The sequence below is a fragment of the Mycobacterium gordonae genome, from assembly GCF_002101675.1.
GTDB lineage: Bacteria > Actinomycetota > Actinomycetes > Mycobacteriales > Mycobacteriaceae > Mycobacterium > Mycobacterium gordonae.
This window is the reverse complement of the sequence record NZ_LQOY01000174.1, coordinates 1-13,784: the sequence shown is the minus strand read 5'-3', so window position 1 is coordinate 13,784 and position 13,784 is coordinate 1. Positions and strand designations below refer to the sequence as shown.

Genomic DNA, 13,784 nt, shown 5'->3' with positions numbered 1-13,784 from the left:
CTGGACCAAGACCGCCGACCAAATCCTGGCCAGCATCGGCAACTACTGCACTAGAATTAATGACTCAGGACACTAGTGTAGGTAGAGATACTCGAATCGGTCAGACGCCGGCCGCAACGCTGTGATTGATTCAGTTAACCGAAGTCCGGATGTCTTTTGTAGGTGGCCGCCGCGGTGCCTCAGCCGATGACTTCAACATGGCTGTTGGGACATGTTCGCGCACAGCGGCAAACGATATGCGATTAGTTAACTCGTCGTCGGGCTGGATCGGGCGCAGGTGCCATCCTCGAGCCAGCCGCCACCAACGGTAGTAAGGAAGGATCACCCCGACATATGGTCGGCGGGGAGGTCATCGTCGAATCGACCCGGACGCGTTGACGGTACAGCTTCGCATTGACCGCAGGTCCCGCGGCTTGGGCGTTTTTGGCCATCCATGAGAATGCAATATCCGGGGGCCGGTCTCGGTCTCGATTTTGGCCTCCGATATCGCCATGCACACCGGCGGACCATAGCTCTTGCAATCGCCGGACCAGGCGCCGTGACAGCCTCGGCGTCGAAACGGTAGTCGCAAGCGGACATCGGCGTTCATCGAGGGCATGCTTTGCCGCTGCTACGTTGGGGAGGTCCGCCGTAAACGTACACCGCGCCACCTCGATCTGCGCCTTGAGGCTGAGCCATCCCTCAAATTAGACGGTATTCCAGACGCCGAGAAAGTGCAGATTGTCATCCGCGCGCCCGTTGACAATCTTGTTGATCGCTGCTTAAGTCGCGTTGTGCAGCCGCTTGAGATCATGTTCGAACATCACCTATGGGCCACGCAGTTCCTCATCCAGCACTGCAAGACACTTACGGCAGAGCAATTGGAGTACTCGACACCCGGCACGTACGGCGCGATAATACCGACGATAACGCACCTCATTGCGGAGGACCAACGGCTCCTCGAACGGCTCACCGGAGAGTCAGCTGCCACATCCGTCACTGAGGAAGGTGCGTTTCGCTTGGAGGAGCTTGAAGCCGTGTGGGAGGGCGAGGCCAGACGGTGGCGGGAAGTGATCGCTCGCGTTAACGAGCTGTCGGTAACTTTGCCTGCTCGCGGGAAATGGCCAGAAGTACCCCACGCGGAAGGTCTCGTACTGCTAGAAGCGATTCAACACGGTAACGACCATCGGACGCATGTCTGCTCGGTGCTTGGCGCCAACGGACTCGATGTTCCATTCTTGTGCGGCTGGATGTTTTGGCGGTCCACTGGCAGAGTCGGAATCGTAGAACAGCCTGCGGTTAACGCATAGGCGCTTGAATGCGATCGGGCGTGTCGAGCTCTCTGAGCGTCCGGAACCGGCCTGTTATCACACCACGTTCATACCGCAAATTGCGCCGTATTCGCCACTGTTGGCAGCTAATCGCCTTGGCATGCTACGCGCCCGATATGAATGGCCGGCGGCCCTTGGGGTCTGAATGCGTTTCTGCGCCGGCAATGCGGGTCGATCGGATTCGGTCGGTATTTTCCCACCGGACCACGAGGTTCCCAGTTAACTCCATTGGTGCGATGTTCTCGCCAGCCATACAAGAACAACGTCATACTTGGAGTCGCTACGGGAAAATGGATGCACCGGGGGTGACGCACCGGGCGTATGAGGGGGACGATTGAAGTCGCGCGTCGACACACTAGGCGAAACCTGGAAGTCCGACCAAGGAGCAGTCATGACTAGCTTCACGCCAACTCTGCAGAAGCGCGCCGCGATGCTCGCGGAGATCGCTTCAGGGGCTGCTCACCGAGAAGGCCACGGGATAGACCCTCGCGAACAAGTTGAAATGGTCCGTGATAGTGGATTGACCGCTCTAACACTAGATCCAGCGCTTGGCGGCCCGGGTGGCACCATCGGCGATCTTGTAACTTTCATCATCGAGTTGGCTGAGGCTGACCCAATTGTCGCTCACATCTTGCGGTCCCATTATTTGCAAGTCCGACAAATCTCACGGCTCCCTGATGGCCCAATCCGGGATCGGTGGGCCGCAGAACTGGCCGCGGGCAAGATCTTCGGTAATGCCACCAGCGAAAGAGACGGCGCCCTGGGCACGTACCAGTATGCGACCAAGTTAGTCTCGTCAGGTTCTGGATGGCTATTGTCTGGTGCGAAGTTCTACAGCACGGGTACGGCATATGCAGACTGGGTGACTGTGGTGGCGCAGCTAGATGAAGACCAGGTCGTCCGGGTGAACCTACCGCTGGACCGGCCAGGGATCGAAGTACTGGATGACTGGGATGGTATCGGACAGCACCGAACTGGAACAGGCACTACACAGTTCACCGATGTGTGGGTCACTGAAGATGACTTTCTCAATGTGACCAGCCCCAAGGTCGAGCGGATTGCCTCTGACGTCCCGTTGATGCAGCTGTATTTGCAAGCGATCATGGCCGGGATCCTGCGGACAGTGGTCAGTGACGCAAGTGATTTGCTCAGGTCACGTACTCGCACATTCGACCATGCACCTTCGCAAAGTCCAAGGCGAGACCCTCTGCTCCTGGAAACAATCGGCAAACTTGCCTCGACTGCGTATATTGCTGAGGCCGCAGTACTCTCGGCTACATCGCATATCGACGCAGCCTACGCGAGCGAGCGTACTGGTAATCCTGATCCCGAACTGTTCGCTCGCGCGTCCCTCGCTGCGGCACAGGTAAAAGTGCATGTGGACGAGGCCGGACTCTCCGCAGCTAGCGCGATTTTCAACGTAGGCGGAGCGTCGTCCGCGAGCCGCGCGAAGAATCTGGATAGGCATTGGCGCAATATTCGGACGCTCACTTTACATAATCCAACGTCTTACAAGGCCGTTGCCATTGGCGATCACGTCGTGAATGGAACGGCCTTACCCGCCAATGGGTACTTCTGACCGACAGCCTGTGCTATGCAACGCGAGACCGGTCAGGCGCGAGCTCACATCGCGCTCCGCGTCATGACCCGATCGGTGTAGCCCTCCTTAAACCGAACTTGTGTACTTCGGTAAAGGGCGTGCTTGCAGGGGTGAGCCTAAGCAACATTAACCGTGGGGGATATCTGGTTTGTTGTGGGCGGCGGCGAGACGGCCGTGTGAGGACGTCCGCCTAATGGATCGTCGCGGCTGGGCACGTCCAAACACTCCTGTCCGCGCCGAGACACCGAAAGTAGCTCCGGTAGCTGCGCGTCCGATTGATGTCGCACGACCTCGCAGGTGGGCCTGCCCACGGCCTTCGGCCGCTCGGCCACCGGAGCAAATGAGGGGGACCCGTTTGGTGGTCCAGTCGCTATGCGGCTTGGGGTTGGTGGGTCGTGGTCCACTGTAGGGCGAACTCGGTTGGGGTGAGTTCGCCGTGGGCGGAGTGTGGTCTGTTGGCGTTGTAGTCGCAGCGCCAGTCTTCGATGATCACGCGGGCTTCCAGCAGCGAGTCGAAGCGCCACGAGTTGAGCAGTTCATCCCGTAGCCTGCCGTTGAACGATTCGATCCAGGCGTTCTGCCACGGCGAGCCTGAATCGATGAAAAGTGAATCGGCGCTGTTGAATCGGCACCAATCGTGCACGGCGTGGGCCACGAACTCGGGACCGTTGTCGAAGCGCACGTAGTGCGGCGCTCCTCGTTGCAGGGCAAGGCGATCCAGGACATCGACGACGCCGTCGGCGTCGATGCCACGATCGGCTTCGATCGCGAGGGCTTCGCGGGTGAACTCGTCGATCACGTTCAACATCTTCATGGTGCGCCCATCGGCGGTCGTGTCGAACTGAAAGTCCATCGCCCAGATCACGTTCGGCCGGATCGGTGACATCGCGCCGACGGCGACACCGGATGCCGGTCAAACGCTTCTTCTTGCGGCGCTGCGGGACCCGCAGGCCCTCGGCACGCCACAGCCGGCGGATGCGCTTGTTGTTGACCTGCCAGCCGGCGCGACGGGCCATCTTGGCTGCCCGTCGCCATCCCCAGCGGGGCCGGTCAGTGGAGAACTTGCGCAACCAGGCACGAAGCTCAGCCTCCTCGGTGGTGATCGGCGGCGGCTTCAGGCGCATCGTGGAACGGTGAATGCCCACCACCGTGCAGGCGCGGCGTTGCGATACCCCGAACCGGTCGCGCAGCGCCGTCACGGCGCGGCGCTTGCGGTTCGGGGTCAGAAGTTTCCCGCCGAGATCTCCTTGAGCATGTCGATGTCGAGAGCTTGGTTGGCGACCAGCTTCTTGAGCCGGGCGTTCTCCGTTTCGAGCTCCTTGAGCCGTTTGGCCTCGTTGGCCTTCATGCCGCCGTACTGGGCCAGCCAGCGATGCCACGTCGACTCAGCGATCTCCAAATGCCGGCACACCTCGCCCAGTTCCTGGCCCGACCCAAGGAGCTTGTTGCCCTCGGCGAGCTTGCGAATGATCTGATCCGGCGTATGCCGCCGGCGCTTGTTCGATGCCATGTCGTCGTTGATTCTTCCTGCCCGAACACCGGGCAACAGAGTCGCACAACGACTGGACCACTACGACGGGCTCACCTCACAAAGGACAACCGCATTCAGATCCGACATGCAGTGAACTCAGACAAACTGCGCTCCTCAGAACTACCGGGCGTGGAGACTCTCGAAACGTGTATTAGTGTCGTTGTCTGTGAATGAACGAGGCAGCAACGTGGATAATGTGTCATGGCAGGGCTTCTCAACAAAGGCAGTCCATGCCGGGTTCGTTCCGGATCCGCTGACTGGTGCGGTGAACGTGCCGATTTATGCGAGTTCGACGTTCGCGCAAGATGGTGTAGGTGAACTGCGCGGGGGCTACCAGTATGCGCGGGCGGCGAACCCTACACGATCTGCGCTGGAGCAAAACCTCGCGGCACTGGAAGGGGGAGGGTACGCGCGGGCCTTTGGATCGGGCATGGCTGCGACGGACTGTCTTCTTCGCGCTGTCCTGAAACCGGGCGACCACTTGGTGCTCCCAAACGATGCCTACGGTGGGACCTTTCGGCTGATCGATAAAATTTTCCAGCGGTGGGGTGTCGAGTACAGCGTTGCTTCGATTAGCGATATCGATGATGTGCGCGCCGCAGTCAGGCCAACCACTAAGTTGCTACTGATCGAGACTCCCACCAACCCGCTTCTCAATATTGGTGACATCGCCGCACTCGCGGAGCTTGCTCACGCAAGTGGAGCTAAACTGGCCGTAGATAACACGTTCGCCTCGCCGTATTTGCAGCAGCCACTTAGACTTGGCGCAGATGCTGTCATACATTCCACTACTAAGTATATCGGTGGTCATTCTGATGTCATTGGTGGTGCGCTGATCACTGGCGACGAGACGCTTGACTCGGAATTCGCCTTCCTCCAGAACGGTGCGGGAGCTGTGCCGGGACCATTTGATAGCTTCCTCACTCTGCGTGGCGTGCGGACGCTCGCTTTGCGGATGGAACAGCACTGCACCAACGCAGAGCGGTTGGTAGACATGCTGGTTGCGCATCCGAAAATCGAGAAGGTGATTTACCCTGGCTTAACCGGTCACCCTGGGCATAAGGTGGCGGCTAAGCAGATGCGCCGATTCGGTGGAATGATTTCAGTTGAATTAGTTGGCGGCTCGGAAATTGCGCGCAATTTTTGCTCACGAACTAGGATATTCACGCTGGCCGCCTCTCTCGGGGGTGTCGAATCATTGGTCGAGTATCCCGCTGCGATGACCCATGCCGCGAACACGGGATCAGAACTTGAAGTGCCGGCGAATTTGGTGCGGCTGTCGGTTGGAATCGAAGATGCAGGCGATCTGATATGCGATATTGAAGAGGCGCTAAAGTGATTGGCTTGGGGTTCACTTTCGCCACCTGGGGATTGTCAGCTTAATCACCCTCCACCACCGGAGCGCTACGTGGTACGAAGGGCCAGCGACGATTGTCAGTCCTGTTAGGCCGGTTAGTCAGATCTAGCTAGATGGAGCATCATGTCAGACCACGTGGCACAAGATCCGAAGGCATTCCGGGAATTTGAGCTAGCCGGCTGGCAACGAGCGGTGGACCGCTATCACGATGCATGGGGAGGGCTTACCCAGCAAGCGGCAGGCGCCCTGCTCGATGCGGTTGGTGTCACAAGAAACGCGCGGCTATTAGATTTAGCGACTGGACCAGGTTATGTGGCTTCAATGGCTTACGAGCGAAATGCCGATGTAGTTGGTATCGATTTTTCTGCGCAAATGATCCAGAAAGCCCGAAACCTATATCCGGACATCAGATTCGAAGAGGGAGACGCGGAAAGCCTATCATTTGCCGACGAGACGTTTGACCGGGTGACTATGAACTTTGGGATTTTACATCTCGGCAATCCGCAAGCCTGTATCAATGAGAGCTTTCGCGTATTGCGTCGTGATGGACGGTTGGGCTTTACTGTCTGGGCATCGCCCGAAGAAGCTTTAATATTTTCCGTGATCCTACAGTCCGTGGCTGAGTACGGTAGAACAGCAGTGATTCCCCATGGTCCAGATTTTTTTCACTACAGTAGCAGCAGCGAATGCCGCAAGGCGCTCACCGCGGCTGGATTCACGGGGATAGAGGTTATGCCAATTGACTTGACCTGGCATCTGCCGGATGCGGACGACATATTCGACGCGTTTCTCTACGGCACGGCGCGCACAGGAGGGCTGCTTCGAGCGCAAGACGATACTGCTCGCACAGCCATAGCTACCCAGGTACGCGATGCGGTAGTAGCTTTTCGGGCCAACAACGGGCATGTCGCTATACCGATGCCTGCAATCCTAGCTATAGGGAACAAGAGCTGAAACTCGGTCTGGATAGACGACAGGTTTGGGCTAGTTTTCAAGAACTAATCGCTTGATACTATTGCGCGGATTGCTGCATCTCGGCATCGATGAACTTGTAAAGGTCGCTAATGACGATTGAGCGGCTGGGGCCGATGCTACGGGTAAATCGTCTCTCGTTTCGCATGTATCCGGCGAAGAAATCAAGCCGCTTCGCAAAAAACTTTTCGAGCGGCGTCGGGTTACTAAGTGGTTCGTCAACCATTTCTAGGCGGTCACTAAGCCTTAGTTTTTCAATGATATAGTCGCAAATATCACCTACCGCCGAACAAGACTCGCCACTGATGTGGTATACGTCCTGCCTCGGCCTCTGCACTTCTGAATTTACCACCGCAAGCGAATCCTCAATAACATGATCCACGGGTATAAAAGAAATCCGAGCTGCGCGATCACCTTCGAACCGAACTACGTCTTTAGAGTCCCCGAGCATGTCCTTAAACCGACGCAATTCGGTGATAAAGCCATATAGGCCAGTATAGCTACCGCTTGGCTTATGGTCGTGCGAAGTTCCGACGATAACCGATGGCCGTAAAATAAGCGTCCTGAATGCTTTAGATTGCGCTACGATATGCTCCGCTGCACATTTGCTTTCCTCGTAAGCGTTGTGAAACGTTGGTGGAACATGCAGTGCCTCTGGTAGGTCGCCATTGAGAGATCCGCAGGTATAGGCAGTCGAAATATAGATGAATAGATCAGCGTTGACATGCGTAGCGAGTTCGATTGCGTTTCGAGTTCCGTCGACATTGGTAGCGAACACGGCCTCTCGACGCCCGCGGCTCCACTCCAATGAAGCCGCAAAATGCCAAAAAATGAGGGGTTCACCACCGAAGCTGATTGAGCCCGGCTCGATACCGCATAGCGGCTTCGAGAGCTCAGACTCGACGATTGACATCCGTCCATGACGGTCGCCGCGCGTGTGTCCAGCAAGTTTCAGCGCCCAGCCGACACGTTCCTCGCAGGAACCCGCTGAATTGGGCCGTGCTAATACAGCTAGTTTTGAATCAGATGGCTCACTCAACAACCGTGCCAACATATGGCTGCCTACAAAACCGGTGCCCCCGGTCATCACGTGAGTTGTCATACTGCGGCCCGCCCCTGTGCCCTTCGTGCGAGATGCCAATCAGCGCATTCGCAGACCCGCCGACGATCTTCTATATGTTTACTCTCGACCACTTGAATGCTCACTCCTCGTGGTGCTAGTCGCTCAGGCAGACACAATCTTGAGAGCCCGATCTAGTTCGGTCCAGTGCGACAAGGCGAGTCAACATAGCACATCTGGCGTCGGCCACTCTTTGGCAGGGTGGCGCCGACCGCGTGGTGTTGATGGCACCAATCGGCTGGTGGGTGTCTCGCCGGCTCGAGAATCGAACAGTTCGGCAAGCCGCACGTGCGTAGGCGACCTTCAATGACTTGCAAACGGGAGCTTGGACATCTATGGTCTCCTGGTGCCGAATGTCGATGGCTGCTAGGAACGTTCGCGATGTCTGCGAGATTCACTGGCCATCGCGCTTATGCGCCCATCGATAGCATGATCGACCTCCTGATCACTGAGGAACTTGATCGGCAGGCAAATACGATAAACCTGATTGCGGCGGCTAACTACCTTAGCCCGGGCGTAGCGGCAGCGATGCATCCAGCGCTCGAATCCGTTCACTGCGAGGGCTACCCTGGTCAGAGGTATCACGAAGGTCAAGCAGCTGCGGATGCAATTGAACAGCTCGCGATTGACCGAGCATGCCAACTCTTCGGCGCGGAACATGCAAACGTACAGCCTTACCGTGGCACCATGGCGAATCTTGCCGCGGCTATGGCCGTATTAAAGCCCAACGACTCGCTGCTTGGACTGCAGACCGCAGCCGGAGGGCATTACTCTACAGGCGGCCCTCTTCACCTTATCGGACGTATGTTCCGTGTGATTCCATATGGAGTGACGCTTGAAACATCCGAGGTGGATTACAAGCAGATTGCGGCTATAGCACGAGACGAGCGTCCGGGGGCCATATTCTGTGGTGACACGTCTTGTCCGCGATTATGGAATTTCGAGATTTTGCGCGATATCGCGGAAGATGTCGAGGCTGTACTAATTGCTGATATATCCCAGTCGGCCGGGCTAATTGCGGGAGGTGCGATACCCAGTCCCGTAACCTATGCGGACATTGTTACGGCAGCGACATATAAGACACTACGCGGACCGCGCGCCGGTTTGATCCTATCGACAAAAAGTTTCGCAAAACAGGTAGATCGCGCTGTGTATCCGATTTGTCAGGGTGGCACCAATGTTAGAACCCTCGCGGGCGTCGCGGCAGCACTTGGAGAGGCGCTCACCGACTCGTTTAAGGCATACACTCTCCGAGTCATCGAAAACAGCCGTTGTCTGGCCAGCGAGTTAGCTTTGTGGGGATTTGACCTTGTTAGTGGTGGGACTGATAACCACGCGTGCCTTCTGAACGTCGGATCGATGGATGTCACCGGGGATGTCGCAGCCAACTGGCTTGCGTCTGCGGGTATCTTGTCTAATGGGAATCAGATACCGAACGACCCGAACCCTCCGCGCCGCCCCAGTGGTCTTCGATTCGGGACCGCGGCTGTCACCACGCTTGGCATAGGCCGTTCAGAGGTCACGGAGATCGCAGCACTGATCGCATGCATACTTCAGAATGGCGGATGTCCGGAGAAAGCAAATGATGTCCGGCTACAGGTAGCAGAGATTCGCAATCGATTTGTCAATGCTGGGAGCCACGTTCTCGAGGCGGAGGGGCTGGACTGAGCCATGGCTGCGTCGATAATCATCGACAATGTCGCTGTCGTTGAGGTAGAGGCGGGAACGATCCGTGAGGGATGTGCTGTCGAGATCGACGAGCTAGGCTTGATAGCGGCCATCACACCACAAGCCCAGATGAGTGGGGAAACTCGGGACATCTCCCGGATAGACGGACGAGGAAAGTTCCTCTTGCCGGGATTGATCGACTCGCACGTTCATGTGGCGTTTAATGGTCTGCTCGATGTGCGTGCCGACTTCACTCGAACACTAAAACAGTTCCTCCTGCATGGAGTGACCACGGTAGTGGACTTCTTCACGGTGGGTGGCGACTTTCCAGGGTCATCGCCCGAGGCAATCCGTGACGATGTCAATAGCGGAAAATTCCTAGGCCCCTATATGTTGACGTCATACGGATGTCTTAACGCGCCCGGTGGCTTTTGCGATTGCTCCGTAGGAGATGCAGCGTCCGCAGTAGCGACTCGGGAAGACGTTGACCGCGAAATCGACCGCATTGCGGCGCTCAATCCCAACTTCATGAAGATCGTTTATGACGATGTTTTCGGCACATTACCCAACCTGACAAAGGACCTCCTGAGGGATCTCGTCACAGCCGCTCATGAGAGAGGCTTTCGAACCGCTGTGCACGTGGCCACCGGCACCCAAGCTATCGCGGCTGTCGAGGCCGGCGCCGATATCCTTGGCCATGGAATCGTCGACGAGATTCCCGATGGTCTCATCAGCGAAATGTTGGACTGCAATGTTGCAATGATTCCCACGCTTGCCTCCTATGAATCACGATCGCGCGAGCGCAGCCGTATGGTTCTTCCAGCGATATCCCCGCCAGAGGTCGTTCAGTATTACGCCGGTATGCAAAATACGTTCTATGAACTAAACGGCCAGCTACTTCTGTACCGCCAGGCTTTCGATGGGTCGCTCCGCTGCATGGAGGAAATGGTCGAAAACGGAGTAACGGTAGTGGCTGGTTCCGACGCAGGGACATGGTATACGTTTCCGGGCGACTCGTTGATGCGCGAATTAGAACTATACGTGGCGCGAGGTGTTGCGTCGGCCGAGGCCATACGCATGGCCACCTGTGATGCAGCGGCCCTATGGGGCCTTAGCGCCGAGACGGGTAGCATCGCTGTGGGAAAGCGCGCCGATCTACTAATGGTCAGCGATAATCCGCTTAATGACATATCAGCGATCCGCAAAGTCGTGGCGGTGGTTCGTGGTGGTCGTTTAATTAATCTGGATGCGCTTGCCCTAGATATCGCAAATGGCCCAATTCTTCCTTCACGGCCGATGGATGGCAGCGTGCCATGCAGCCCCCATCATTTGCGAGACCGCTTTCCGAAAGGGACTTGATGGCAATTTTGGAGCCGCAGCGTGACAATCCGGGAACGGCCGTTGAACTAGAGCCGTTGCCCCACGTGTTTGAGCGAACCCTCGTGATCGTCGCGCACCCTGACGATGCAGAGTACAGCTTCGGTGGAACGGTTAGCCGACTTGCGGCAGAGGGTGTGGAGGTTACCTACGCCATCTGTACCGACGGTCGGCTCGGGGGCGAAGACCCAACCATGCCAGGTGAAAAGATTGGCGCAACTCGAGAATCGGAACAACGGAACGCCGCTGAATACCTTGGCGTTGGTGAAGTCGTGTTTCTTGGCTTTCCTGACGGGAATCTGACGGCGAGCCTTCCGTTGCGGCGGGAACTAGCACGTCAGATCCGACGCTATCGCCCCGATCTGGTGCTAAGCCACCAGCCCTTACGGTCGCTCTCGTTTCCGATTGGCGCCTCGCACCCGGACCATTTAGCAGTGGGAGAAGCGGCTTTGGCGGCAGTTTATCCAGACGCCCGTAATCCGCGAGCGTTTCCAGAGCTTCTGGCGGAAGGCTTGAGCGCGCACCGAGTTACCGAGGTATGGGTCCCTGGCCACGAGCATACCGATCTCCTTATCGATGTAGGGCCGCACGCGGAACGCAAATTACAGGCCATCCTCAAGCACCGTAGCCAGTTCGTCGGCGCCAGTGACCCGCGCGCTGAGATAAGTTGGGTTCTCGAGCGGATGCGGAATAATGGCCGCGGTATCGGCGTCGATTATGCCGAGTCGTTCAAGCGTATTGTGACCGATAGCCATGCGTCAGCCGGCCCGGTTCCTTACGTCGCCGAGCCCGCAGCCCATGGCAGTATCTGATGAAAGTCGTTATTCCAGCAAAGAATTCATCAACTCGTGTCCTCAGCAAGAATTTTCGCCCCTTTTATAAGGGTCAATCGTTATTTGATATCAAGGTAAGTCAGCTGCTACTCAGTTTCGCACCGAACGAGATCTACGTCAGCAGTGAGGACCCGGCTGTGGCGCAACACGCAGAGCGATGGGGACTGAACTTTCTTATCCGGGAGCCGTATCTCGCTAAGAATGAGACGCCTTACCCCTATGTGGTGAGCGAGATCTGCAAGCAGGTCCCGGGGGACGACGATATCGCGTGGTGTCATTTGACCGATCCGCTCTTCAATGACTATGGCAGCTGCTTGACTGCTTGGAAACAGGCACGTCTTGAGAACGATTGTCTTGTCGTGGTCTACCCTTTTCGCGGATACCTATTGGATGAAAACCACTGTCCGATGGGCTTCGGGTTCGGCCCTCGTCATGTACGTTCACAACTCTTGCCGACGCGATACCTGCTGGGATTCACACTTTCACTCCTCCATCGAAAAACCGCAGTAACTGCCGGCCCTATTGGAGGCAATCCGTTTTGGTTCCATGCAACTAACCGCACTGTGGACATCGACGATGAAACCGACTTCGTGCTCGCCCAAGCGATATACCAGCACTTGGCCGCGGGATGACGCTTATGTGCTGAGGGTCGCGTAACCACCCTGACTGTCCTGTGTCGTACGACTGCTAAGGCTCGACCGATGACGCCATTCGGATCACTTTATCGGCATTCGATGGGTTCCGCGTCGCGGAGCGGCTACCTTCGACGCTTGGCGACCTCAACACGCACACTTAACATCTTCGCCGATCGTTTCGTAGCTGGGGAATCCACCACTGAAGCGATCGCGGTGGCGCGAACTCTGGCTCAGCATGAAGTCGACTCTACGATTGGCTACCTTGGCGAAAATGTTTCCACTGTTACGGCAGCTCGATATACGCGGGACGCGTACCTAGAGCTGCTCGATGCGCTGGAGCGCGAGGGGCTCGGCAGTCGCGCCGAGGTGTCCGTGAAATTGTCAGCTTTCGGGCAAAAACTTGCGGTGAGTGGCACTAACGTTGCTCTGTCGGGCGTACGTGCGATCTGTGCCAAAGCTGACGCGATCGGTACAACCGTAACGTTGGATATGGAAGATTACTCCACAATAGACTCCACGTTTGAAATTTTTGGCGAGCTGCATTCCGAGTACCCGCGCACTGGAGTGGTGGTGCAGTCGTACTTGTTCCGCAGTGCGGAAGACATCGCTAATCTGGCTGCTCAACAGGCGAGAATCCGCCTCGTCAAGGGCGCCTATGGAGAATCGGCAGAAGTTGCCTATCAAGACAAGGCTTCGATCGACGACTCATACGTCCGCTGTGTCGAGATCCTCATGGCCAGTGATTGCTACCCGATGGTCGCATCCCATGATTCCCGTATGTTAAAGGCGGCGGAGAGGCTTGCAGCTTTAAAAGGTCGCAAACCCGGTGAATACGAAATCCAGATGCTGTATGGAGTTCGGGACAACGAACAGCGACGCCTGGCAGCCAGTGGGCACAAGGTGCGCGCCTATGTCCCATATGGAGCGGATTGGTATGGATACCTCGTTCGCCGCCTTGCTGAACGCCCTGCCAACTTTAAGTTCATACTGAGATCTTTGCTGTCTTAAGCATCGTTCGTCTGTGGCGAGTCCCCGATACTGAGTCCACCCGGATTTAGAGTCAGGTTGTTGTTGTTCGGATTCAGTTGATCTCGCAGGCCACGGGGTAGTGGGTGTGGCTGCATCGGGCAGCGTACTCGGCCGGTGTTCGGTAGCCCAGGGCCGAATGCCGGTGTCGGTGGTTGTGCTCGTCCTTGAAGTCGCCGATGACGACCCGGGCCTCGAACAGGGTGTTCCAGTGGTTGCGGTTGAGGCACTCCTTTCGCAGGCGATTGTTGAATGATTCGATGTAGCCGTTATTCCACTGGCGTGTTCCCGGTGAATGAGTCCAACCAGTTTTAGAGTCCTGTGGCCCGATGTCGGGCTGGAAGGGACGATGAAA

General features: G+C 56.9%; 12 protein-coding genes and 1 pseudogene. 9 read left to right on the top strand and 4 right to left on the bottom strand.

The genetic code is table 11. The annotated features are described in order from the left end of the window. Nucleotides 1–242: 242 nt before the first annotated feature. A complete protein-coding gene (locus AWC08_RS39715; protein ID WP_159460018.1) occupies nt 243–650 on the bottom strand; it encodes a phospholipase effector Tle1 domain-containing protein in 408 nt (135 codons plus the stop codon). On the opposite strand from AWC08_RS39715, the gene AWC08_RS39710 reads away from it, so the two are divergent. Both AWC08_RS39710 and AWC08_RS23555 read left to right on the top strand, forming a co-directional pair. Beyond that, complete coding sequence (locus AWC08_RS39710; protein WP_085088262.1) at nt 597–1,289, top strand: DinB family protein; 693 nt, start codon at nt 597–599, stop codon at nt 1,287–1,289. The genes AWC08_RS39715 and AWC08_RS39710 overlap by 54 nt on opposite strands. Nucleotides 1,290–1,701: 412 nt before the next feature. Continuing rightward, nucleotides 1,702–2,889, top strand: coding sequence for an acyl-CoA dehydrogenase family protein (locus AWC08_RS23555; RefSeq protein WP_085088259.1), 1,188 nt, complete (start codon nt 1,702–1,704; stop codon nt 2,887–2,889). Nucleotides 2,890–3,280: 391 nt separating this feature from the next. Here the strand turns inward: AWC08_RS23555 and AWC08_RS23550 are convergent. Beyond that, a pseudogene (locus tag AWC08_RS23550) lies at nt 3,281–4,420 on the bottom strand (IS3 family transposase). A 187-nt stretch (nt 4,421–4,607) separates the two neighbouring features. Between AWC08_RS23550 and AWC08_RS23545 the strand changes: the two are divergent. Both AWC08_RS23545 and AWC08_RS23540 read left to right on the top strand, forming a co-directional pair. Next, nucleotides 4,608–5,780: a cystathionine gamma-synthase gene (locus AWC08_RS23545; protein WP_085088256.1), complete on the top strand. Its 1,173-nt coding sequence runs from the start codon at nt 4,608–4,610 to the stop codon at nt 5,778–5,780. A gap of 141 nt (nt 5,781–5,921) precedes the next feature. Then, complete coding sequence (locus AWC08_RS23540; RefSeq protein ID WP_085088253.1) at nt 5,922–6,752, top strand: class I SAM-dependent methyltransferase; 831 nt, start codon at nt 5,922–5,924, stop codon at nt 6,750–6,752. A gap of 58 nt (nt 6,753–6,810) precedes the next feature. Here AWC08_RS23540 and AWC08_RS23535 read toward each other — a convergent pair whose 3' ends face one another. Next, nucleotides 6,811–7,872, bottom strand: coding sequence for an SDR family oxidoreductase (locus AWC08_RS23535; RefSeq protein WP_085088250.1), 1,062 nt, complete (start codon nt 7,870–7,872; stop codon nt 6,811–6,813). 447 nt (nt 7,873–8,319) lie between these two features. Here AWC08_RS23535 and AWC08_RS23530 point away from each other — a divergent pair, with 447 nt between their 5' ends. The 5 genes from AWC08_RS23530 (at nt 8,320) to AWC08_RS23515 (ending at nt 13,411) form a co-directional block, all read left to right on the top strand. After that, nucleotides 8,320–9,558: a serine hydroxymethyltransferase gene (locus AWC08_RS23530; RefSeq protein ID WP_159460016.1), complete on the top strand. Its 1,239-nt coding sequence runs from the start codon at nt 8,320–8,322 to the stop codon at nt 9,556–9,558. 3 nt (nt 9,559–9,561) lie between these two features. Further along, nucleotides 9,562–10,917, top strand: coding sequence for an amidohydrolase family protein (locus AWC08_RS23525; RefSeq protein ID WP_085088243.1), 1,356 nt, complete (start codon nt 9,562–9,564; stop codon nt 10,915–10,917). Further along, nucleotides 10,917–11,747: a PIG-L deacetylase family protein gene (locus AWC08_RS23520; RefSeq protein ID WP_085088240.1), complete on the top strand. Its 831-nt coding sequence runs from the start codon at nt 10,917–10,919 to the stop codon at nt 11,745–11,747. The genes AWC08_RS23525 and AWC08_RS23520 overlap by 1 nt, the downstream gene beginning before the upstream one ends. Continuing rightward, the gene (locus AWC08_RS35765; protein ID WP_142283760.1) at nt 11,747–12,400 is read left to right on the top strand and encodes a cytidylyltransferase domain-containing protein; all 654 of its coding nucleotides are present in this window, start codon (nt 11,747–11,749) and stop codon (nt 12,398–12,400) included. The genes AWC08_RS23520 and AWC08_RS35765 overlap by 1 nt, the downstream gene beginning before the upstream one ends. Nucleotides 12,401–12,538: 138 nt before the next feature. Then, a complete protein-coding gene (locus tag AWC08_RS23515; protein ID WP_244906526.1) occupies nt 12,539–13,411 on the top strand; it encodes a proline dehydrogenase family protein in 873 nt (290 codons plus the stop codon). Nucleotides 13,412–13,484: 73 nt separating this feature from the next. Here AWC08_RS23515 and AWC08_RS23510 read toward each other — a convergent pair. Next, a partial coding sequence (locus AWC08_RS23510) for an integrase core domain-containing protein (RefSeq protein WP_142283759.1) occupies nt 13,485–13,784 on the bottom strand: 300 nt, incomplete at its 5' end.